Consider the following 21,850-nt stretch of genomic DNA (forward strand, 5'->3'; position numbering starts at 1 on the left):
TCGGTCATCGCGAAACACGAGCGGGTGTGACCGGCCACCTGCGGCGCCAGCCAGCGCGCTTTCTGCGCGGGCGACGCGACGCTTTCCATCAGGTGGATATTGCCTTCGTCCGGCGCGTGAATATTGATCGCGATCGGGCCGAGCGGCGAATAGCCCGCTTCCTCGAACACCACCGCTTTTTCGACGTGTGTGAGTCCGAGGCCGCCGAGTTCGCGGCTCGCGTGCGGCGTGAGCAGCCCGGCCGCGCGGGCGCGTTCCACGAGTTGCTGGCGCAACTCGTCGCCAGGTCCATGCGAACCATGACGGAGCGTCGACTCCAGCGGAATGACCTGCTCGGCGATGAAGCGTCGGGTGCGATCCCGCAGTTCCAGCAGCGCTGGCGGCAGGGTGAAATCCATGGCGTCTCCTGATTGCCTCGAAAGATGGCCGGTTGAAAAGCCGGCCTGCTTATATTCATGCCCGGGCAGGCTGGTCCGCCGCCGACGCGTACGGCAGGCACGTGCCGTCGACGACGCGCAGGTCGATACGCACCGGCATGCCGATCGTCAGGGCGGCATCGGCGCGGGTCATCACCCGCACGCCCTCCGCCAGATCGACGAGCGCGATGCCGTAAGGACCGTCCCGCGTCGCCTCTTTCGTCGGCCCACGGTGAACCACCGTGATCGACCAGACGCGTCCCGTGCCTTGCGCCGGCACGGTCTTCAACGACTCGCTTCCACAGTGCGCGCAGTGTTGCTGCCTGAATCCCGTGCGGCGGCCGCACGCCAGGCATTCGTCCACCAGCAGTGCCGGTACGCCGGCCGTCCAGTCCTGTGCGGCAGTCATGGGTGAGTCTCCAGGATCATGCTGGTGTGCGAGGACAGGACGCCGCCGTCGGAGTGCAGGAACGCGCGACGGGCAGCGTGGGCGATCTGCCGCTCGCCGGCTTCGCCGCGCATCTGGCAGACCGCCTCGGCCAGATGCGCCAGCGCACCCGCGGCGCCGCAATGGCCGTACGACAGAAGCCCACCGTGGGTGTTCAAAGGCAGCCTCCCGGAACGGCCGAACCGGCCACTGCGCGCCAACGCGCCCGCCTGACCGGGCTCGCTGAAACCCGTGGCTTCGAGCAGCATCGCGAGCGTGACCGTGAAGCTGTCGTAGATACCCAGATAATCGATATCGGCCGGTCCGTAACCCGCCTGCCGGTAGGCGGCCGCGGAAGACTCGCGCGCGCCGCACGCAACGTCGTCCGGCGCCATCGACACGTGCTGGTGCGTATGCGCGCTGCCGGTGCCGGCGATGCGGATCGCGGCCCGCTCGCCCGGCATTGAATCCACGATCACCGCCGCGCCGCCATCCGAAATCGGACAGCAGTCCAGCAAACGCAACGGCGTGGAAACCGGCTTCGAGGCGAGCACGTCGGCAACGCTGATCGGCTGCCGCAAATGCGCGCCTTCGTGAGCGGCCGCGTTCGCGCGCATGAGTACCGCGAGTTCGGCCAGATCCGCCGGGCTCGCGCCGGTCTCGTGCAGATAGCGTTGTGCGAGCAGCGCGTAGTAGGCAGGGATACTCGCGCCGAGCGGCACCTCGTAGCGAGGATGGCCGACCTGCGCAAGCACCTTGATCGAGTCGTCGCGCGACTGGCCGGTGAGGCGGTTTTCGCCGGCCACGCACAGCACGCGCTTGACCACGCCGGCCCGCACGAGATGGCTGGCAAGCGCGACCAGTGTCAGCCCGGTCGCGCCGCCCACCTGAACGCCGTGTGCCCAGGTAGGGCGCAGCCCGAAATGTTCGGCGAACACCGTACCGAGCATCAGATGAGGCATCGTGGTCGAATAGGCGACCAGCAACCCGTCCACCTCGCCGCGCTGCAGATTGGCGTCGGCAAGCGCCCGGGTGGCGGCCGAGGACATCAGATCGAGCGTGTCGGATCCTTCCAGACGGCCGTAGGGCGTGACGCCCACGCCCCGGACAAAAGCAGTGGCTTCCATGTCAGAAGAGTGTCCCGTTAGCAGCCGGCGACGTGAGAGCCGCGCCGGTCGATAGTCGATGGCGCAAGGCGGACCGTCCCGCTCAGCACCACTACGCCGTCGTCGTTCGTCACTTCGACGCGCCAGATTTCGTCGCGGCTGCCGGGCACTCGCGTTCCGCTCGCGCTGACGCGCGTGTCCACCAGCACCGGCTTGACGAAACGGATGTCCGCCTCGGCGCCCGCCAGTACATCGCGACCGAACGTGACGTCGAAGGCCTGCCAGACCAGTGCGAGCGTCAGCGTGCCGTGCGCGATGGTGCGACCGAACGGCGTTTTGCCCGCGAAGTCTTGATCGACGTGAATCGGGTTGAAGTCGTCCGTCAACTCGGCATACAGACGGATGACCTGCGCGTCGATGATGCGGCTTTGCGCGACGAGCGTGGTGGGCGGGACGATGGCAGGTTTCAACATAGCGCTCGTACTCATGCGGCCCACACCATTTTCAATTCGCTGGAAAGCACCAGCGCGTCGTTCCGATTCACCAGCCTGACCAGCAGGCTGACCCAGCGCCGCTCCCGCGCGATGCTTTTGCCGACACAACTGACACTCACGCGCAGCGGCTCGCCGACGCAGGCCGCCACCGTCCCCCAGCGCAGCACGCTGGACGCATGGACATTGCCCGGCGGACGCGGCTGCACGATGCTCAGGTAGCCGCGCATGGCGAGCGCCACCAGCAGCCCGCCGGGCGCAGCGTCCTCGATCGCGTCGCCGCACTTCGGGGACTGCCCCACGCGGGCGTTCACACTGCGCCACAACGCGAGTTGCCGCTCGTCGAGGCAGACCTCGCATTCACCGATCGCGACGTTTTCCTCGAAGCGTTCGTACGTCCAGACGTCAGTCATGCCGACGCTCCTTCGCGGCGCTGTCCGCACCAGCCGCCGGGACGATCAGCGCGTCGAGCATCACGGGTCCCGCTGAGCCCCTGCGTACGAGCAGCGGATTGATCTCGATGGTTTCGAAACGTCCGCGATTGGCCATCGCAAAGCGCGACAGACGCACGATCACCTCCGCCAGTGCGTCGACATCGACCGGTTGCGTACCGCGCGCGCCCTGCAGCAACGGCCACGCTTTCAGCTGCGTCAACATCCCGCGCGCCTCGTCCGGCGTCAGCGCGCCGACGCGAAACGCCACGTCGCGGAAGATTTCGACGAACACGCCGCCGAGCCCGATCATCATGACCGGACCCAAACACGGATCCATGCGCGCGGCCAGAATCATCTCAATGCCCTCGCCCGCCATTTGCGTGACGGACAAGCCCGACACGCGCGCACGAGGTGCGCGCTCGCGAACCGTCGACAGCATGTGCAGCGCCGCGAGCCGCACCGCATCGCCGCTCCTCAGATCGAGCGCCACGCCGCCGACTTCGGTCTTGTGCGCAATGTCCGGCGACACGATCTTGAGCGCAACCGGCAGGCCCAACCGGACGCTGGCCGCCTCGGCTTCCTCGGGCGTCTGCACGAGCGCCTCGGCGAGCGCCGGCATCCCGGCAGCGGCGAGCAACGCCTTGGTCTGCACCTCGTCCAGTGCGGCAAGGGGCAGGCTTGCAGGCGTATCGACCGCAGGACTCCCATCGCTTTCCGCCGCACGCCGTATTGCCAGCCGTTCGCCGATCGTCGCGAGCGCGGCCAGCGTCGCGATGGCGCGCGTCGGGTCTTCGAACACGAGCATCCCGCACGCTTCGAATTCTTCGACGATCTCGCGCGGTGCGGTGACCGCCACTGCGACCGTGCGCTGTTCGAAGCCGCGCATACCGTCGGCGAGCGCGCGGCGCAATAGCGGCCCCGTCACCGGCGACGCGGCCCAGTTCATGAAGAAGCCCACCACTGCGTCGTAGCCGCCGTGCATCAGCATGGCGCGCAGATGGTCGGTCACGAGCGTCATGTCGTTCAGCGCCTGCGCAGTGATATCGACGGGATTGACCGGCGAGCCGAACGGCGCGCGTTCGCGCAGATGACGCTGACTGTCGGCCGGCATCGCGCTCAGGTCGAGCGCATGATCGCTGGCGGCGTCCGCCATCAGCACGCCAGCGCCGCCGGACACGGTGAGGACGCCGAGCTTGCGCCCGGCCGTCGGCGCCCGGCGCGAGAGCGCGTAGACCACGTCAATGAACGCCTCGGTCGTCAGCACACGGAAGGCGCCGTACTGGATCAGCGCCGCGTCGAGCACCGCGTCGTCCGACGCGAGCGATGCCGTATGCGACTGCGCCGCACTAGCGCCGCTTGCCGTGCGGCCCACCTTCATCATGACGACGGGCTTGCCGGCTTCGCGCGCGGCATCGAGTGCGGCAAGGAAAGCCGGGCCGTCGGAAATTCCTTCGGCGTAGCAGCCGATCAGATCGATGCTGTCGTCCGTGACCATGTGCATCAGACAGTCGGCCAGCGTGACGTCCGCCTCGTTGCCGGTGGTGACCCACGCACCGACACGGATTCCGCGCTGCCGGGCAAGAATGAACAGGTGCGAGCCGTACGCGCCCGACTGACTGACGATCGCCACCCGTCCCTGCGGCAGCGGCAGCGTATCGACGAACGAGCCGAACGTGGCCATCTGCCGATGCACGGCATGCGCGAGACCCAGGCAGTTCGGTCCGAGCACGCGTACACCGTGCTTGTGCGCCACCGCCAGCATCTCGCGCTCCAGCGCCGCGCCGCGCTCGCCCATCTCGGCGAAGCCCGAAGAAAAGATGACCGCGCCGCGCGCGCCCTTGGCGGCCGCGTCGGCGATGATCCCCGGCGTCAGCTCCGCACCGACCGCCACGACGACGAGATCGATCGGCTCCGGTACGGATGCGAGATCGGGATAAGCGGTATAGCCCTGAACTTCCTTGCGCGACGGATTGATCGGGAAAATGCGTCCCGTGAAGCCGCTTTCGCGGTAATAGCGAAGCGGCCGGCCGCCGATACGCGACGGATCCGACGAGGCACCGACAATGGCGACGCTGCGCGCCGAGAACAGCACGTCGATATCCGAGGTGCGGGGTGCCGCCGCAAGACTTGCATGGCTCGTTTGAGTGGACATCAGAAATCCGTCACGACAGTTTGGGTGTGGGTGTATTCGAGGAATCCGTCCATGCCGTTCTCTGTACCGAACGCGGACTGCTTGTAGCCGCCGAACACATAGTCCGGCGACAGAATGTGGATCGTATTGATCCAGACGGTGCCGGCTTCGAGACGCGCGCCGATCGCCTGGGCCTGCGCGACGTCCGCGCTCCACACCGAAGCGCCCAGCCCGTAATCCGACGCGTTGGCGCGCCGCACGACTTCGTCGACGGTCCTGAATCGCAGCAGCGGCAGCACCGGCCCGAACGCTTCCTCGGCGACCACGCGCGAGTCGTCGGGCGGATTGCCGACGATCGTGACCGGCACGAACAGGCCTTTGCCCGCCGGCACCTCGCCGCCCAGCAGAAACTCATGGCCGGCTGCACGCGAAGAGGCGATCAGCTCGCGCACGAAATCGTATTGACGACGGTTCTGGACCGGCCCGAGCTGAGTGCCTTCTTCGAGACCGTTGCCGACCTTGACGGACTTCGCATAGGCGACCAGCGCCGCGGCAAAGCGCTCGTAGATTGCGTCGTGCACATAGAGCCGCTTGGTGGCGAGACAGAATTGCGCGTTGTTGGAGAAGGCGCCCCAGAACAGCCTGGGCACGACCTTGTCGAGATCCACGTCGTCCATCACGATGGCCGCGTCGTTGCCGCCCATTTCCAGCGTGATGCGCTTCATCGTGTCGGCCGCGCTACGCATGATCGCCTTGCCGGTTGCCGTCGACCCGGTGAAGGCGATCTTGTCGAAGCCTGCGTGCGAGGTCATCCACGGTCCTAGCGCGTCGTCGCCGCTGATCACGTTGAGCACGCCAGGCGGCAGAACGTCTTTTGCCAGCTCGCCGAACTTCAGCATGGTGAGGGGCGTGAACGGCGACGGCTTGAGCACCATCGTGTTGCCCGTGACGAGTGCGGGTGCGATCTTCCACACGGCCAGCGTCATCGGGAAATTCCACGGTGCAATGGCGCCGACCACACCGAGCGGTTCGCGCTTCACTTCGACGCGGCGCTCCGGGGTGTCGAGCAGCACTTCGTGCGGCGGCGATTTGCGCGAGATGGCCTCGAGCCAGGTCTGGATACTCGTCACCTCGTACACCGAGCCGCGCGCCGCGTGCAACGGCTTGCCCTGTTCGAGCGTGAGCAGCCGTGCAAAGTCCGCTTCATGTGCCTTGACCCGCGCCGCCAGTTCGCGCACGAGCCGCTGGCGCTGCTCGAGCGGCGTCCTGCGCCAGCTCGCGAATGCCGAACGCGCGGCCGCCACGGCCGCGTCGAGGTTCGCCTCGTCGGCGCGCGGCGCGAGACCGACGGTTTCCTCCGTGGCCGGATTCATCACCGGCAACGTGCTCGCGGCGAATACCGACTCGCCGCCGATCGTCATGCTGAAGCTGTCGAACAGATCCATCTCAATCCTCTGAAACGTGCTCGCGTTTGAGCACCGTAAAAATGGCGTACGCGCCGAGCGCGAGGACGGCCGCGACGGCATAGAGACCGCCGGCATAGCTGCCCGTCAGCGTGCGCACGTTGCCGATCAGTATCGGGCTGACGAAACCGCCGATCAGACCGACCGAACTGATCAGCGCAATACCCGACGCGGACGTCTGTTTGTCCAGTGCGTTGGTGGACGCGGCCCAGAATGTCGGGAAGCCCGCGAAGATGCCGATGGACGCGACCGACATGGCGACCACGGTGAGCGCCAGATTCGAACTCCACGCGAGCAGAGCCATACCGAGCGCGCCGCCCAGCAGCGACAGCGTGCAATGCCAGCGCCGCTCGCCAGTACGGTCCGAACGGCGGCCGATCCAGATCATGCCCACGCCACCCAGCGCATACGGGATCGCGGTCAGCAGTCCCAGTTCGAACGGTTTGCCGGCGGGGAACACCACCTTCAGCAAGGCCGGGATCCAGCTCGACGTCGTCACCACGCCGCAGATCAGGGCGAAGTACACGAGGAGCATCGGATAGATGCGGGTATCGCGGATCAACGCCGCGAACGTAGTCCTGAACCCGTGTGTTTCCACCGTAGTGCTGCCTGCCGCGCGGTTGACCTGAATTTTTTCCTCCGGCGTGAGCCAGGACGCGGCATCCGGCCGGTCCACCAGAAACAGCATGACGAGAAGCGCCATGACGATGGACGGCAAGCCTTCGATCAGGAACATCCACTGCCAGGATTTCCAGCCGTTCACGCCGCCCATGTTCTGCATGATCCAGCCCGACAACGGACCGCCGACAAAACCCGAGAACGCGATCGGCGTCATGAATACCGCGACGATCTTGGCGCGCCGCTCCGGCGGGTACCAGTAGGTCAGGTACAGGATCACGCCGGGGAAGAAGCCCGCTTCCGCCACGCCGAGCAGAAAGCGCATCACGTAGAACTGCATCGGTGTGCGCACGAACATCATGCCCATCGAAATGATGCCCCACAGGAACGTGATGCGGGCCAGTGTCTTGCGCGCGCCGATGCGCTCGAGCACGTAGTTGCTGGGCACTTCGAACAACAGGTAGCCGATGAACAGAATACCGCTGCCGAATCCATACACTGCCGCCGAGAATCCGAGATCCTGGCTCATCGCGTTCTGCGCGAAGCCGATGTTGATGCGGTCGAGATAAGCGACCAGATAGCACAGCAACAGGATCGGCATCAGGCGCCGCGTGATTTTTCCGTACGTCGCGGCTGTGCTGCTCTGCGCTTGGACGCCGGGAAGATCCGCGGCGAAAGTGGTTTTCATGTTCCAGGTCTCCGTGATGTGTCTGGACGACGATTCTTCGATCGCGTGGTTGTCCGGTTGGGTCGAACTAGGGCTTGAGAACGATCCGGCCGGTAATCCGGCCGGCCTCCAGATCGTTGAGCGAGGCTTCGGCCTCATGCAGATGCCGGCAAACGGTTGGCACCGGCGTCAGTCCGGACGTGCGGGCAAGCTGCACCAGTTCGCGCAATTCCTGCAGCGAGCCGACGTAGCAACCTTCGATCGACATCGCGCGCAGCGGCAGCATCGGCAGCGACAAAGGCAACTCGCCGCCGGCCAGACCGACGATCTGGATCTTGCCGCCCTTGGAGAGCAGGCTCATGCCGAGCTCGACCGTTTGCACCGAGCCGACGAAGTCGATCACCGAGAGAATTGCGCCGCCGGCTGCCGCGCGAATCGCTTCGGCTGCGCCCGGCTGCGACGTGTCGAAGACGGCGAGCGCGCCGGCCTCGGTCGCGGCCGCGAGGCGCGTCGGGTTGATATCGAGCACCAGCGAGCCGCGACCGCCGAGCGCCTGAACGAGCTTGGTGCACATCAGACCGAGACCGCCCGCGCCGATCACGACGACGGGGGTTCGGGCGAGGGTCTGCGGATTGATCTTTTTCAGCGCGCTGTAAGTCGTCAACCCGGAGCAGGCGAGCGGCGCCGCCACTTCGGGGGCGATGTCGGGAATCGGAATGAGATAGCGCGAGTGCGATACCAGCACGTGGTCGCTATAACCGCCCGCCCGGAAGATGCCGAGCGAGCGCGGCGCCGCGCACATATTCTCCTGGCCCGCCTCACAGACTTCGCACACCCCGCAGCCGATCCACGGATAAACCAGATAGGGCTTGCCCAGCATCGACGCGGGAACCTGCTCGCCACCCTGCACGGCTTCTCCGGCGATTTCGTGGCCGAGCGTCAGCGGCAGCCCGATACCGCGCTCGTTCATGCGCAACAGCTTTCCGCCACCCAGGTCGTAGCAGCCGGAACGCGTGTGCACGTCCGTATGGCAGACGCCGGCTGCCTGCACACGCACCAGAACCTCAGTGCCGGTCGGAGTGGGTGCAGGACGTTCGGCGCGAACCAGAGGCTCGTTGAAAGCAGTGATTTCGTAGCTGATCATGAGTGCGGGCAGTTAGTTTGAATGCGCAGTCACATTATTTTGATCATTCTCCATTGTCAATATCATTCACCATTGTGCATTGGTAAACACCTAGAGCATTATCCGGTCGCGAATAATGACGTTATCATCGTGTGAAACTAATATCCATTCACCATTGTGAATATCACTAGCTCTGCTATATTGGCGCAGCCGCGCCCGCATCGAGGCACGCCGGCGCGATAGACGGGGAGGAGCAGGTCATGGAAGCGGGAAAGGACGTGGGAGCCGTCATGCAGGCGGCAGCAATCCTGCGGGCGTTGTCGGACGCGCGCGAGCCGTTGGGCGTCACGGCGTTGGCACGCAAGGCCGAAGTCAGTCCGTCGACGACGCTGAACATTCTTCGCACGCTGGTCAAGGAGCGCCTTGTCGCGCTCGACCCGACGAACAAGACCTATAGCCTCGATCTCGGTTTGCTCGAACTCGCGAGGGTCATGCTGGGCAAAACGAAAATCGAATTGCTGCGACCCAAGTTGCAGCGCATCGCGAACCAGTACGAAGCGACCGTCAGTCTGTGGCAGGTCAACGACCGGCAGCGCCTGTTGCTGCTCGATCGCCTGAAGCCCGGCGTGGGTGTGCATATCGAGTTTCAGATCGCGATGCGAATTCCGCTCTACGCCGGCGCGAACGGCCGCGCGGTGGCGGCCGCCTCCGACGTGCCGCGCGACGAATTGCACGAAGCGTTCGCCCACATTCGCTGGGTCAAGCCGATGACATTCGAGCGCTATCTCGCCGAAATCGACGAAGCACGACAGCGCGGCTACGCGCTCGATATGGGCGCGCTGATCAAGAGCGTGATCTCCGCGGCCGCCGTAATTCCCGATCGCGACGGCAAGCCGGCGATGGTCGTTGGCACGCACACGTTCAACGGTCAGCTGGACGACGACGTCCTCGACGAACTCGGTCGCGATATCGCAGCGACCTGCGCGGACGCACGGGTCGCGTTATTCGGCCGGGCGTGAGCTCGACCGGGTTTTCTTTAACGACGCTTTTATCAGGACGAGTCATGACATTATTCGGGCGTTGCTATTGCGGTGAGATCCGCTACGAGGCAGGCGGTGAGGTGCGCTCCCGTGTTCAGTGCCATTGCCGCGAATGTCAGTACATCTCGGGCGGAAGTCCCAACGTCATCATGGCGATGCCCGCCGACGCATTCCACTACCTCGCGGGTTCCCCCAGACAGTTCTCACGCAGCGACATTGATCAGCCTGTCACGCGTGAGTTTTGCGGAACCTGCGGAACTCACCTGCTCACCCGTTCGCCGCGACTGCCGGGGCTCGTGCTGGTCAAGGTCGGCACGCTCGACGACCCGTCCATCTTCCAGCGCCCCGACGCCGCGATCTTCGCGATCGATAAACAGGCGTTCCATCATGTTCAGGACGATGTGCCGGTGTTCGAAAGACGGAAACCGGCCTGAGTAGCCGGCTCCCCGATCAACTATCCGGATTGCTCGCCGTAAAGCTCGTGAACGCCCCATAGGTCGGGTTGATAAACGAGTCGTTGATCACGATCCCGAACGTATCGTTGCCGCTATCGAGCACGTAGTACATGACCGATTCGATGTTGTGCGTCTTTCTCGCCTGATAGAACTCGCCCAACTGTTCCGTGATGTACTGCGCGCGATACGCTTCGGTCTGTTCCGGGCCCGTGTTCCACTCGGTGATCATGAACGGCACACCGTATCGCGCCTTGCAGTACGTCGGCAGGTCGAAGCCCTGGCCGCTACCATCGGTCCCGATGTCGAAGATGTCGCCGTACACCTCGTAATTGTGCCAGGTGGTAATGTCCCAGCGCACCGTCGGATGCCCGCCCGTGCCGTCGGGCTGCGTGCCGTTCCACAACGCATCCGAGGCGCCCACGTCGGCCACCGCGAAGTTGATCCCGCATAGCGCGGACGGCTGAACCGATTTGACGCCATCCATCATCCCGCGCATCGCGCCGCGCATCGCGGGCCAGTTCGTGTTGTTGAAGTCGAGAACGATATCGCCGGACAACGTGAAGTCCGTCACCGTGGCGTTCTGTCTCGTCAACTCGTTTCCGCATTCGTACATCGTCACGCCATACGGCGCCATTGCCCTGGCGATGATCTGCGCACTGGCATAGCCCGCCGAATAAGCCGCCGACTCGTTGGCAAAGACGTTGCCGTTCGCATCGTAGACACCCTGTTCGATCAGCACGAACAGCGTCATCCCGGCCGACTGGAACGCCTGCGCGAGTGCTGCAACCGCGCTGGTCTGTGTCGGATCGGTCGTGCAGCCCACGCGATAGGTCGTACAGCCCATCGCCTTGAGCATCGAGATGAGATGCGCGGGCGTGTAGGTGTAGTCGTAGTGTCCGTTCATGCCATAGAAGCGGCCCGGCGTCGCTGCCACGGCGATGCGCGGATCGGTGCAGGGCAACCACTGGCGGGTATCGTTGCGCACGTCCACGTTCACGTAGAACTGGTCGTCGGTGCCGCAATGCCAGATCTTGCCGCCGTACCAGAGCACGAGCGACACGTTGTAGGTATTGCCCACGGTCGCGCCGTTCTTGTACACGACACCATTGACGAGCGTCCAGACCGCGCCGTAACTGTCCGTGAGCGCACTCGCCGCGGGCAACGTGGCACCGCTTGCCGATGTCGAACTCGCCGGCGTCGCAACCTTGGCGACCGCCTGTTTTGAAGCCACCGCACTACTGCCGGCTTCGGAACCTCCGCCGCATGCGGCGAGTAGATAAGTACCACCGAGGGCCGTCAGTTGACCCAGAAATCGACGTCGTCTCAACATCTTTAAAAAATTCCATTATCAAAAGAAATCCGACCACACATAAGAAATTCCCACACCTCGATTGATTGAAAACCGGTGTGGGAACGAGGACGCCGGATGCGCAGCGTCGATTCACGGACGAGCGCCGTCCAGCCGCGACAGACGCATCTGTCGCAGGTCAACATGGTTTCGATGAATGATTGGCACGTCGAATGCAATCCCGCCACTCGACGCGAGCGACTCCCGGCCGCGTCTGGAAGAACGACAGCGGACGGTTTCGTATCAGACTGAGTGATTCGCGCCTGCGCTCTTCGCAAGCTGGGGACGATAGTAACGGCGATCGCGCGACGACTAAACCCCGAATCGGCAATTCATGCCCAGAAAGGAAGAAGTTTTCTAATGTTCGCAGCGATCACCGAAATTCCTGCTTTATCGGTACGCACTGCGCAGCATTGGACCAGCAAGGATGATTACATCCTCGTTTCAGTCGGCTTTTTTTTCCGGAAAACGAACGAGGCTTGCGTCCGGTACCGGACGCAAGCCTCAAGCCTCACACCTCAAGCCTCATGCTTCGATCATTGTGTCGCGCATGTGAAGCTGGATGCAGCGTTGACATCGCCGGCGCCGGTATAGCGCGGAAAGGCCGGATATTCGCAGAGCGGCCGCGTGCGTCCCGGCACACCTGCGGTATCGGCCACCGTCTGTGCGGGCGGCGATACCCCTTTCTCGACCCAGTTCTCGAGCGTCGTGAGCGAGTCCCATGACGCATTGAACACACTGCTGACCGCATGGCCATAGCCGGGAATCTCGTAGAAGCGCACGAAATTGGCGACCGCCGACGTACCCATGGTCGTCTGCAAACGCTGGTAGTACTGCTCGGTCGAGCGCGTGCTGACGAGCGCATCCGCGAGCCCATGGGCCATCAGGATCTTGCCGCCCTTCGCATTGAAGGCCGACAGATCCGTCTTGTTCACGTCCTGCAAACCGGTCAGCTGACTGATACGCGCTTGCAGCGCCCCGGGATTTTGCGGGTCGACGTTAAGTGAATTCGCGCTGGCATCGCGTGCCACGAAGTAGCGTATCCACTGGTCCCAGAACACGCTGAGATACGGCGCGGTCGTGGGCATCGGCGAGGCCGGTTGCGATGTGCCGAGCGCGAGCGTGACGACTGTCGGTTGAAGCGCAGATGCGTTCACCGTGCCCAGATCGGCGCCATAGACATTGAAACCCGGGTACTGCGTTTCACCGCTCGCGAGCGTGTAGCCAAACGTGATCGGCGTGTTGTACACGGCCAGTGCCGAAATCTGCGCATCGGACAGGCAGGTATCGCCCAGGTCCGCGCCGCCTGCGCAGCGTAACGGCGCGCCGTTGAGCGTTGCCGAAGCGGGATCGAAGGTGGCATTGCACGCGGCGACATTGCTGACGAGTCCGTCGGCCACGCCATCGAGCGTATCGCAGCTCGCCAGCACGGTGTTGAGCAACACCTTGCGTTTGGCCTGATCCAGATACGCGCCCGGCGCCGCCAGCGCGCGCGTAATACGGCCGAACTGGAGATCGAGACTCGCGGCCGCCCACGCGGGATAGAACACCAGCGAGCCGTCCCAGTCCTGCGGCCAGCGCTGCACCACGGCGAGCGCCTCGCGGCCGCCGGACGATCCACCCGCGAAGTACGAATGCGTCGGCGCCTTGACGGCATAGCGCGCATCGATCAGATAGACCGCCGCATCGCGGGTCTTCTTCAACGCGTCGCCGGAGAAGTTGCGGACCGCTTCGTCGTTCACGCCGAACGAGCCGTCCTCGCTGCCGAGCGCGTTGGCCTGATGCCCCGAGTCGCTGGCGAAGGTCGCATAGCCACGCCCGAGCGGCGTGAGTTGCGCAGTCGGGCCCGCAGGAACGTTGCCGGTCGGAGCGGGAATCGTGCCGTCATATCCGCCGCCGCCGAACATCATGATTTTCCTGTTCCAGGTGGTGGGCATCGCGATCTGGAATTTGATCGACGGTGCGGCCGGGTCGACAGGACTGATCGAACCGCTCACCAGGCAATATTCGCCGACGGCCTGCGCGCCGGTGCCGGTCGCCGGCATGGTCGTCGCTGCTGTCACGGTTGCGCCAGTGGTTGCGAGACCGATCGCCGAGGCGGGCACGGTCTTGCCCGCGAGTTGAGCGCAAGTAAGTGGGGTGGACACGGTCTGATTGACGCTGTCGCCGCATCCGCCTAGCGACAGCAGGGCCAACACGGGCGCGAGGACCCATGAAAACCTCGTGACGCCGGATGACCCGGCGGGGTTCTTCGTTTGCATAGCCTGTCTCCATCATTGGAATCGTTTGTCTTTCGTCTACTGATTCATGCAACGCGACACGGTTACGACCACCAGCCATCGCTCGTCATTCTGCTACAGATTCAATGTAACGAGGCGGTGATGCTTCGCTCACTTTTCTGCACTACTTTCCTGCACTACTGACCAGCCCGGCCAGTCCTGCGATGAGGAACGAAGCCAGCACATAGCCCATGACCTTGTGGAAGTAGAAGTAGTAACGCGCCCAGCCGTGCAGGTCGATGTCGTAGTGCGCTTCGCGCAGCCGGATAATGGGAAGAAGCATGTCGGCGCTGAACGCGAACCCCAGCAACTCGCCCGATCGCTTTCTCTCACCGGACACCTTCAGCACCAGCACACCCAGCACGACGAAACCGATCGACCACCACAGCGCATAGGAAGTGCGAAAGCCGTAGCCGACGAACATCCAGTGCAGCGTCAGCAGTATCCGCTGCAAGCCGGCGGCGGCCCGGCGTTCGTGGGTCTTCCCCGCGTAAAGAATGTCGATGGCTTTATCGCCTTGATTGATCTTGTCGAGCATCCGCGCGGCCTGAGCATAGGTCTGCGGCTGGAACACGCTCTGCCGGTCCAGCCAGCCGACCCACCACTGCCAGGTGCGCACCGCCATATCGCTTTGCGCATCGATGTCGAGCGCACTCGGGTTTTCGTACGTGAAGCCGACCAGATCGAGTTGCGGCGCCCAGCCGTCCACACATCCCTTCTGATGGACCTTGTCCTGGCAGGTCATCAGATCCTGAATGTCGCGGGCCGACGCATTGCGCAGAATCAGTTGCGCGCCGGCTTGCCAATGCGGCGGCGGGCGCGATGCCGAACCTAAGCGCAGTCCTTGCCCGATGCGTGCTCCGGTCAGATCGAGCGTGGCGAAAGAGCCGCCGCCGGAGAGTTCCAGGTTTCCTCCGACCGACAGGTACGTCATGGACGCTCGCGTGCCTATCGAAGTCCCCCGCATGATCAGGCTGCGGCCGACCGCCAGATTTTCCATGCGAAGCGTGCCGTCGAATTGCGCGGTACTCATGTCCAGTTGGCCCAGCACGCGCGTCGAGCTGAACGTCGCGTCCTTTTTGAAAACCGTGTTCTGATCCACGTGAGCACTCTGACCGACCTCGGCCGAATCGAATGCGAACGGACCGGTAATCGTCGTCTTGCGAATGTTCAGTTCGTCGCCGATCTTGAGCGACGTCAGCCTCACCTCGGAAAAAGTCGCGCCGGTGGCATAGAAGCCCTTGGTGACATTCGCCGATCCCGCCTTGAACACGCCTTTGATATCGACCGCATTCAGCGAAAGCTGGCCACCGATGTCGGCGTCCACGAGATTGACGTCATGCGCGACCGTTACGCCATCGAGAACCAGCGACGCCGACGTTTTGATGCCGCCCATGTCGATACCATCGTCGAACTGGCTTCCGTCGAGCAGGACCTGCGCATCGACGACCGCATGCGCCAGTCGCAACCCCTGATCGAAACGGCAATGACTGAGCGTGAGCGGCAGGGTCACGTGAGCATTGTCCAGATCGACCACTGCGGAAATTCTTGCGCCGTGAATGTCGACACCGCGATACTCGATAGCGCCGCGCAGTCGCGGATCGACCATTAGCTTCTCGATGAACCCGGCCGACAAACTGGTTTGCATCCCTCCCGGTTCGTCGAGCGTCTGCAGATCCGCAACCTGCCCGGTGCACAGCCGTTGCCACACCCATTGCTCCTGCGCGGTCCATCTCGACGCAGGCCCCGGCAAGCGGGTCACGCACGACGCCGAAACCGCAGTGGCCGACGCACACCATGCGTTGTCTGAAATCGTCAGCCAGACGAATGCCACGACGACCAGGATAAAGCGTACGTTGCGATGAAACATACTTTGCATCGCCATTCCTTCGTTATACCCAGTCATCCTTAATTCCCGAGGTGCATGATGAATCGATCGACGCTGGTTTCCGTGTTTGCCATGGTGGCGTTCTCGACGCCGGCGCTCGCGCAGGACGATCCGAACGAGCCCGTTGGCGAAACCCAGGAGCCGCTGACCGTCGCTCATCCCAAGCCGCCAAGCTCGACCCGCGACCGCTGCAAACAGGGCTACGTCTGGCGCAATGCGACCAGCAACGATCATGTCTGCGTGACGCCTGCCACGCGCAACCGCACGGCCCAGGACAACCGGCTCGCCGCTTCGCACCGGTCTCCGAATGGCGGAGCCTACGGGCCCGACACCTGTCGTCAGGGCTACGTGTGGCGTGCGGCCCTGCCGAACGATCGCATCTGCGTGCTACCGGCCACACGCGACGCTGCGGCACGCGACAATCAGTCCGCGCGGCAGAGAATCGCCGCGCCGGGCTGAGTCATCGTTCGGGCATCGGGTAGCCGCTGCAATACGGCACTACCAGGATCACGCCAGCAGCGGCACCAGCATCGCTGCCAGCCGCGCGATCGTGGCGCCGATACCCGCGATCAGCGCGCCGATTCCTTCGATAGCCGCGAGCGCGACCGCGACCTCCCATAGCAGGACTGCCGCGATCGCGATGGCCAGCGCTTCGATGAACGCGACCCCGGCGGCCTTGAGCATTTCGCCGATCATCTGCATGGCCACGGCTTCGATCACGACCGGCACGAGTTGGAGCGTCAACTGACGCATCCGTCTTTCGAATTCCTTCTGCAATTCGGCCATGGTCATCTGGGTAGCTTTGGCGCACAGTGCCGCCATCGACTCCTGGAGCAGGTTGCGAACCTGCGCCTGCAAACGTTGGCGCAACTCGACGATCACCCGGTCCAGAAACTCTCTGGCCAGCATGCGAATATCTGCCTCGAATGGCGCGAGCCTTTTCGCGAGCAACTCCAGCGTGATGTCCCCGCCGAGCGGTAACTGCCCGAGCGGCAGCAGTCCCTTCACCTGCGGCAAATCGGTGATACGGCCGAGAATCTCGCGCAACGACAGGCTGCCCAGCTTTTTTATTGCGGGCGCTTCGATCTCCTGCTGGATATAGCGCTGCACCGCGGCCTGCGCCGGGTCCATCGCGCGATTGAGAAACGCGTCGACGCGCCCCTGATCGTTCACGCCACACAGCAGCGTGTCCTGCGCCTTTTCGTCGACCGACTTGAACGCCACCACGCCGTCGCGGCACCATGACAGGTTGACCTGTCTACCGTCGATACTGCGCGATGCCGGCAAAGGCAGGCTCCCCATGCGCATGGCGCGCACCGAGGTAATGCGATCGCCGGTATGTCCGCGGCCTGCCCAGATCCGGTTGACCTCGCTGAGCGAACGGTTGCCTTGGCGCACGTAGTTCAGCAACTGACGCTCGGCGAACTCCGCGTCGGCCCAGGTCGCCCGCTTTACCTCGATGCCTTCGAGTGCGGTGCCCGACAGCACCACGATATCGGCGCGACCGAAACCATCGTCGCCGATGATCTGCGGATCGATGACATCGCCCTTGCCATGACGCGGATTGTGCTCCGTGCGCCACGGCGCCGCGCTGGCGCCCTTCACGACGAATTCCGTGGCCACCGGACCTAGACCCGCTGCGTCGACAGCCAGGCTGTCGCGCACCTGAGACTCCGGCATCTTATTGCGTTCTTCCGGTCCGTCGAGCAAATGGCGGCAGCGGGCATAACGACGCAAGACGGGTCTGCCGCCGCTTTGCTGCATCACGTGGACCAGTTCGTGAGCCAGAAGCGCGCGATTGCCGGTCTGACCGGCGCCCAGAACGACGTGATTGCCAACCGTATAGGCGAGCGCATCGACGGCGCTCGACGACTCGTTCGCGCGCGAGTCCGAATGCACGCGGACCCCCGAAAAATCATGACCGAAGCGCGATTCGAAGAAGGTCCGCGTCGACGCGTCGAGGGGATGGCCGGCGGCATGAAGCGTGTCGTGGACCGCATCGGGGACTGGCCGGACCAGGCCGGTTACGTGGCTCGGGCTCTGCGGTTTGCGGCGCAGCTTGTCGTCTTCGTCACAGTCCGCGCATTTGCGGCTGATCTGCTGGGGCGCATTGGCGATGGGCGTGTCGGGTACCGGCATCCGCATGACGGCGGCGGCAAGCTGGTCGGCTTCGCGCTCCAGCGGATCGTCGACGCGCCCGATGACGAGACCGGGTCGCGCCGCGTTGGTCTGCGCGCCGTTTCGATGCGTCGCGGGCGAACGCGCCACCTGCGTACCCGTCGCCGATGGTGCGGCTGGTTTCACACTACGGGGCATGCTGAACATGACATTCTCCCGATCGGCTGATAGTGCTTTAAGGTCCGGTGCGTCAAACCACCTGCAGGGGCAGTGAGCGGGTGTCCGCGAGCCGCTTGTTCAGATAGAACGCGGTCTCGATCCGATAGCGACCCTGCGGCATCGAATCGGGTAACGAGATCGTGAAGCTCGTCTGATAGCCGCCACTCTCCGATTTCGCCGAAGCGTTTTTGCTATCGGTCTTGAACGGCTCGGTTTTGCCGTACTCGTACAAGCGGATTTCCTCGGTGACGCCGCTGAGCGGCTCGCCCTTGCCCGAGACGACCTCGACGTTCGATACGATGGTCAGTTCGCCGCCCTTGCGAATGGTCGACGAAGGCGTGGCCTGCACGTCGAGCTTGACGATCTGCGGCTGGGCCGGCAACTGCCCGCCGTGCGCGTGTCGATAGTCGGCATCGACCTGGGACGCGTCCTTCGTCTGGTGCATCGCAAAGTGAATCGCCACGCAGGCGGCCACGCCGACCGCGGCGCCACCCGCGGCGCCCTTTCCGCCGCCCACGACCGCGCCGATCGTAGTGGTCAGCGCCGTCGCGCCCACGCACGTCAGCACCTCCTGCGTGCTCATGTTTTCACAGGCGGCCAACGCCAGTGACGTCGCCAGCAGCAACGCCTGCGCAGCGCGGCCGGTCGGCAAGCGCAAGGGTAAAAGTAAGGGCGCTGCGATTCGTATGCGGTCCATGTCCTTCTCCTGGTAATTCGTGTCCAACCGATCACTTCTGCGTCGTGACGTGTGACAGCACGTCCTGCCGTTGTTTGACGACCTGCCCGATAAAGCCGTCGATCGCACCGCTCGGCCCGTACGTGCGAGCGACGCGCGCGAGTTGCTCGGCGCAGTCGAAAGCGCTGCTCTGGCGCTGTCTCTCCGCAACCGCCATCAAGGACGCCGTGAGCTTGTCCTGTTGACGGGCGAGCGCCTTGCGCACGGCGTCGTCCGTTGCCTGCGGGTCGGGCGCGGCCACCGGCGGGCACGCGGCCCGTACCGCGCTCGCCGGGGTGGCCGCCGCGCTCGCGTACAGCGCGGCCTTGGTCTGCTGCGTCAGCGTGGCCTGCTCGTTGCGCAGCGATTGCTGCAACGCCGTCTGCGTGGCCGCGGTCTCCGACTGCTGCTGGGCCACTCGCGCCTCGCGTTGCGCGACGAGCGCAACCGGTAGACGCGGATTCGTCGCGAGGATTCGCGCGGACGTCGTGTCGACGCATCCCCAATCGCTTTTATCGAGGCAGGTATCGGTCTGCTTCAGCAAAGCGTCGAGCGCGGGATCGGTCGAAGGCGTCCGGTGCGAAGGCACGAACATCGAACCACCGACGCCGATCACCATGCCGGCGAGCGCACCCATGCCGGCCATCAGCCAGCCACGATTTCCGGTCGGCGTGCCAACGTGTTGTCCCGCATTGGCGTCGATGGTCACGACGCTGCGGGCTTTGTCGCGGAGCGCTTTCTCGAGGTCCTGCTTCGTCGTCTCGAGCACGGCCAGCAGATGGGTTTTCTCGTCTTCCGCGACTTCACGGGCATGGTGCAGACGGTCGATCTGCTGGACCGCCTCCTGATGAACCTTCTCCAGTTCGAGCTTCGCGGCTTGCAGCGCGCTATGCCTTTCCTGCAGCGATGCCGAATCCTGTAGCGTCGCGTCGACCGCGCGTTTCTGTTCCTGCGCAACGCTGCGCTGCTCTGCGCTTTCGGCTTGCAGGCGCAGCGCCGCCAACTGCATCTCGTCGATCTTCTGCTGCAACGCCTGAGCGTCGCCGCGATGCCGGTCCGCTTCGGCGCGCTGCTCGCCTGCTGCCCGCTCCGCCTGGCGCAAATCTTCTTCGAGCGCGGCCAGACGCTGCCGCAGTTCCGGCGCTACCTGCCCGGACGGCTCGACCGGTGGCACGATCTCAGGACCGACTGGCTCGACCGATGAACGCCCGGACACTGTCTCTTCCGGCGTCACCGCAGGGCCAGGCGCGGTTTCCGTTTTGTCTTCCGGCACTACGCCCTGCGGATCGGCCGCGACAGCCTGTTGCTGGCGCCAGACGCAACGCTTCGCGAAGGCGTTGCGGGGCTGCCTGCACTCCTCGATGTCGCCATCCGCGCGAACCCTCGAAGGCGAGCGCTGGCAGCCGGGGCAACGTATCTCATCGATCACGGCAGGCTCCTCGGCTCATACCTGGCCTTTGTAGACGAACATATCGTCGGCAAAGCTCTCGAGCGTTCGCGCGCCGAACCTGCGCGTCAACGGCACGACCAGGCTTAGTTTCTCGCCGTCGGACTCCACGATGGCCAGCGGCGCGTAGTGATGGTCGATGCCATGCGGCGGCAGCGCGGCCGGCTCGTCGTCCCGTTGCGGCCAGAGCACGTCGCCGGTCGCGACGCGCGCGGGAATCAGCCAGTAATCGCCGCTGCGATACTCGTGGTCGTCCGCCTGGTCGAACATGATCTCGATGCCATCCTCGAGCGCGAGCCATTGCTGCTCGACGATCGCGGCCGCATTTTCCGCGAGTTGCAGGCCGCCTTTTTGCGGATCGCCCGCGCGCTGATCCCAGCGGCGCAGCACGAGCACCGCATCGCGCTGGGGAATGTGCTGAGTTAAAGCAGTATCTACTGTCACGGTCCGCGTCACAGGGTCCACGGTCAGGACCCTGGCAAGCGGCGGCGCATGCTCACGCGGTGTGCGTTCGTCATGAACCAGTTCGACGAATTGACCCGTCGCGAGCGACATCGTGTCGTCGCGCGCCCAGTTCGCGAGCGTCACCGAGAGACCGTCGTCGGCGAGACTGGCAACCGCGAACGCCACCACGCCGTTGTCGCGCGAGAACTTGAAACTCGGCGCGGGACGATCGCCCGCTTTTCCACCACGATGAATTTCGACCCGGTACAACTGGTTCTCCGGGCCGCGATAGGTGCGTGGGCCGCGGCCGTCGCCATTCCCGTCGCCCTGCCCGTCGTCGGCGGGTCGTGCACGGGCGCGCAGGGTGCCGCGCCGCTCGCGGCTCCAGCTGGCGGTCAACGCATCCCACTTCGGATTCAGCGACGCGAAGCTCGCGGCTTTCGTCTGCAAGGCCATCGCGCGGACCTGCCAGGCCACGCGCATGCGCGCGGCCGTATCGACGCCGCCGAGTGCGACCTCGCGGATCGCCGCCGTATCGAGCGCCGTTACCTCGTGTTCCCACACGTCCAGATAAACCAGGTAGCTGCCCGCCTCGTGAATGCCGCCGTTGCGGTGCGCATGCGGAGCCTGTTGCGAGTAGCACAGCGGACCCGGGTTGTCGCACAGCAGGCCGTCGACGTAGTACCGCCCTTTCGACAGGATCAGGTCGCCCGCCGCGAGCCCGTCGAGCTCGGATTGCAGCGCCTTGCGATCGGCCTGCGTGAACTCCTCGTCGAGGTCGGCCGCCGTGAGCACGATGCGAAATCCGCACAAACCCACCGGCCCGCCGAAGCGGCCGACCAGATCCGTCATCATCGTGCGCAGCGTCTGCAGCAGGATGGACGACTGCTCGTTCAGATCGGCGTCGAGCTGCGGTCTGCCCTGTTGCCAGACCAGCCGGCTGAACCCCTGCAGGGCGTCGAAACTGTCGCGCGAAATATCGACGTTTTTCATTGTTTCCTCCGTCTGCTCTCATCGGTCC

Annotated in this window: 19 protein-coding genes; 3 read left to right on the forward strand and 16 right to left on the reverse strand. The window is 64.5% G+C overall.

The genetic code is table 11. From position 1 onward, the window contains the following. The 9 genes from FQ746_RS12355 to FQ746_RS12395 all read right to left on the reverse strand — a co-directional run. Positions 1-398 (reverse strand): acyl-CoA dehydrogenase family protein (locus tag FQ746_RS12355; RefSeq protein WP_186310715.1); only part of this gene is annotated, 398 nt, incomplete at its 3' end. Between the two features lie 55 nt (positions 399-453). Further along, on the reverse strand, positions 454-825 hold the full coding sequence (locus FQ746_RS12360) for a Zn-ribbon domain-containing OB-fold protein (protein WP_144109671.1): 372 nt from the start codon (positions 823-825) through the stop codon (positions 454-456). Next, positions 822-1,970: a thiolase family protein gene (locus FQ746_RS12365; protein ID WP_144109672.1), complete on the reverse strand. Its 1,149-nt coding sequence runs from the start codon at positions 1,968-1,970 to the stop codon at positions 822-824. Before FQ746_RS12365 ends, FQ746_RS12360 begins: the two co-directional genes overlap by 4 nt. Positions 1,971-1,987: 17 nt before the next feature. After that, complete coding sequence (locus FQ746_RS12370; protein WP_222105873.1) at positions 1,988-2,437, reverse strand: MaoC family dehydratase; 450 nt, start codon at positions 2,435-2,437, stop codon at positions 1,988-1,990. Beyond that, on the reverse strand, positions 2,434-2,853 hold the full coding sequence (locus tag FQ746_RS12375) for a hypothetical protein (RefSeq protein ID WP_144109673.1): 420 nt from the start codon (positions 2,851-2,853) through the stop codon (positions 2,434-2,436). Before FQ746_RS12375 ends, FQ746_RS12370 begins: the two co-directional genes overlap by 4 nt. Then, positions 2,846-5,026 carry an acetate--CoA ligase family protein gene (locus FQ746_RS12380; protein WP_144109674.1) on the reverse strand — a complete coding sequence of 727 codons (2,181 nt, stop codon included), beginning with the start codon at positions 5,024-5,026 and terminating at the stop codon, positions 2,846-2,848. The genes FQ746_RS12375 and FQ746_RS12380 overlap by 8 nt, the downstream gene beginning before the upstream one ends. Continuing rightward, positions 5,026-6,450, reverse strand: coding sequence for an aldehyde dehydrogenase family protein (locus tag FQ746_RS12385; protein ID WP_144109675.1), 1,425 nt, complete (start codon positions 6,448-6,450; stop codon positions 5,026-5,028). The genes FQ746_RS12380 and FQ746_RS12385 overlap by 1 nt, the downstream gene beginning before the upstream one ends. 1 nt (position 6,451) lies before the next feature. Next, positions 6,452-7,774, reverse strand: a complete 1,323-nt coding sequence (locus FQ746_RS12390; protein WP_144109676.1) for an MFS transporter — start codon at positions 7,772-7,774, stop codon at positions 6,452-6,454. A 67-nt stretch (positions 7,775-7,841) separates the two neighbouring features. Continuing rightward, the gene (locus FQ746_RS12395; RefSeq protein WP_144109677.1) at positions 7,842-8,897 is read right to left on the reverse strand and encodes an alcohol dehydrogenase; all 1,056 of its coding nucleotides are present in this window, start codon (positions 8,895-8,897) and stop codon (positions 7,842-7,844) included. Positions 8,898-9,136: 239 nt separating this feature from the next. Between FQ746_RS12395 and FQ746_RS12400 the strand changes: the two genes are divergently transcribed. Further along, on the forward strand, positions 9,137-9,895 hold the full coding sequence (locus FQ746_RS12400) for an IclR family transcriptional regulator (RefSeq protein ID WP_144109678.1): 759 nt from the start codon (positions 9,137-9,139) through the stop codon (positions 9,893-9,895). 44 nt (positions 9,896-9,939) lie between these two features. Beyond that, positions 9,940-10,350 (forward strand): GFA family protein, encoded by a 411-nt coding sequence (locus FQ746_RS12405; protein WP_144109679.1) that lies wholly within the window; start codon positions 9,940-9,942, stop codon positions 10,348-10,350. Between the two features lie 16 nt (positions 10,351-10,366). Here the strand turns inward: FQ746_RS12405 and FQ746_RS12410 are convergent, their stop codons facing one another. From FQ746_RS12410 to FQ746_RS12420, 3 genes are all read right to left on the reverse strand, one after another. Beyond that, on the reverse strand, positions 10,367-11,701 hold the full coding sequence (locus tag FQ746_RS12410; protein ID WP_144109680.1) for a hypothetical protein: 1,335 nt from the start codon (positions 11,699-11,701) through the stop codon (positions 10,367-10,369). A 554-nt stretch (positions 11,702-12,255) separates the two neighbouring features. Then, entirely contained in the window at positions 12,256-13,980 is a 1,725-nt protein-coding gene (locus tag FQ746_RS12415; RefSeq protein ID WP_144109681.1) for a tannase/feruloyl esterase family alpha/beta hydrolase, read from the reverse strand. A 142-nt stretch (positions 13,981-14,122) separates the two neighbouring features. Further along, complete coding sequence (locus FQ746_RS12420) at positions 14,123-15,877, reverse strand: hypothetical protein (protein ID WP_144109682.1); 1,755 nt, start codon at positions 15,875-15,877, stop codon at positions 14,123-14,125. 45 nt (positions 15,878-15,922) lie between these two features. Here FQ746_RS12420 and FQ746_RS12425 point away from each other — a divergent pair, with 45 nt between their 5' ends. Further along, positions 15,923-16,345 carry a hypothetical protein gene (locus FQ746_RS12425; protein WP_144109683.1) on the forward strand — a complete coding sequence of 141 codons (423 nt, stop codon included), beginning with the start codon at positions 15,923-15,925 and terminating at the stop codon, positions 16,343-16,345. Positions 16,346-16,393: 48 nt separating this feature from the next. Here the strand turns inward: FQ746_RS12425 and FQ746_RS12430 are convergent, their stop codons facing one another. The 4 genes from FQ746_RS12430 to FQ746_RS12445 are packed head-to-tail and all read right to left on the reverse strand — an operon-like array spanning position 16,394 to position 21,822. Further along, positions 16,394-18,211, reverse strand: a complete 1,818-nt coding sequence (locus tag FQ746_RS12430; RefSeq protein ID WP_222105874.1) for a DUF4157 domain-containing protein — start codon at positions 18,209-18,211, stop codon at positions 16,394-16,396. 43 nt (positions 18,212-18,254) lie between these two features. After that, on the reverse strand, positions 18,255-18,920 hold the full coding sequence (locus FQ746_RS12435; RefSeq protein ID WP_144109684.1) for a hypothetical protein: 666 nt from the start codon (positions 18,918-18,920) through the stop codon (positions 18,255-18,257). 31 nt (positions 18,921-18,951) lie between these two features. After that, positions 18,952-20,367: a hypothetical protein gene (locus FQ746_RS12440; protein ID WP_144109685.1), complete on the reverse strand. Its 1,416-nt coding sequence runs from the start codon at positions 20,365-20,367 to the stop codon at positions 18,952-18,954. 15 nt (positions 20,368-20,382) lie between these two features. After that, positions 20,383-21,822, reverse strand: coding sequence for a DUF6519 domain-containing protein (locus FQ746_RS12445; protein ID WP_144109686.1), 1,440 nt, complete (start codon positions 21,820-21,822; stop codon positions 20,383-20,385). Positions 21,823-21,850: the final 28 nt, after the last annotated feature.

Source organism: Paraburkholderia sp. BCC1886, from assembly GCF_900996245.1.
Lineage (GTDB): Bacteria > Pseudomonadota > Gammaproteobacteria > Burkholderiales > Burkholderiaceae > Paraburkholderia.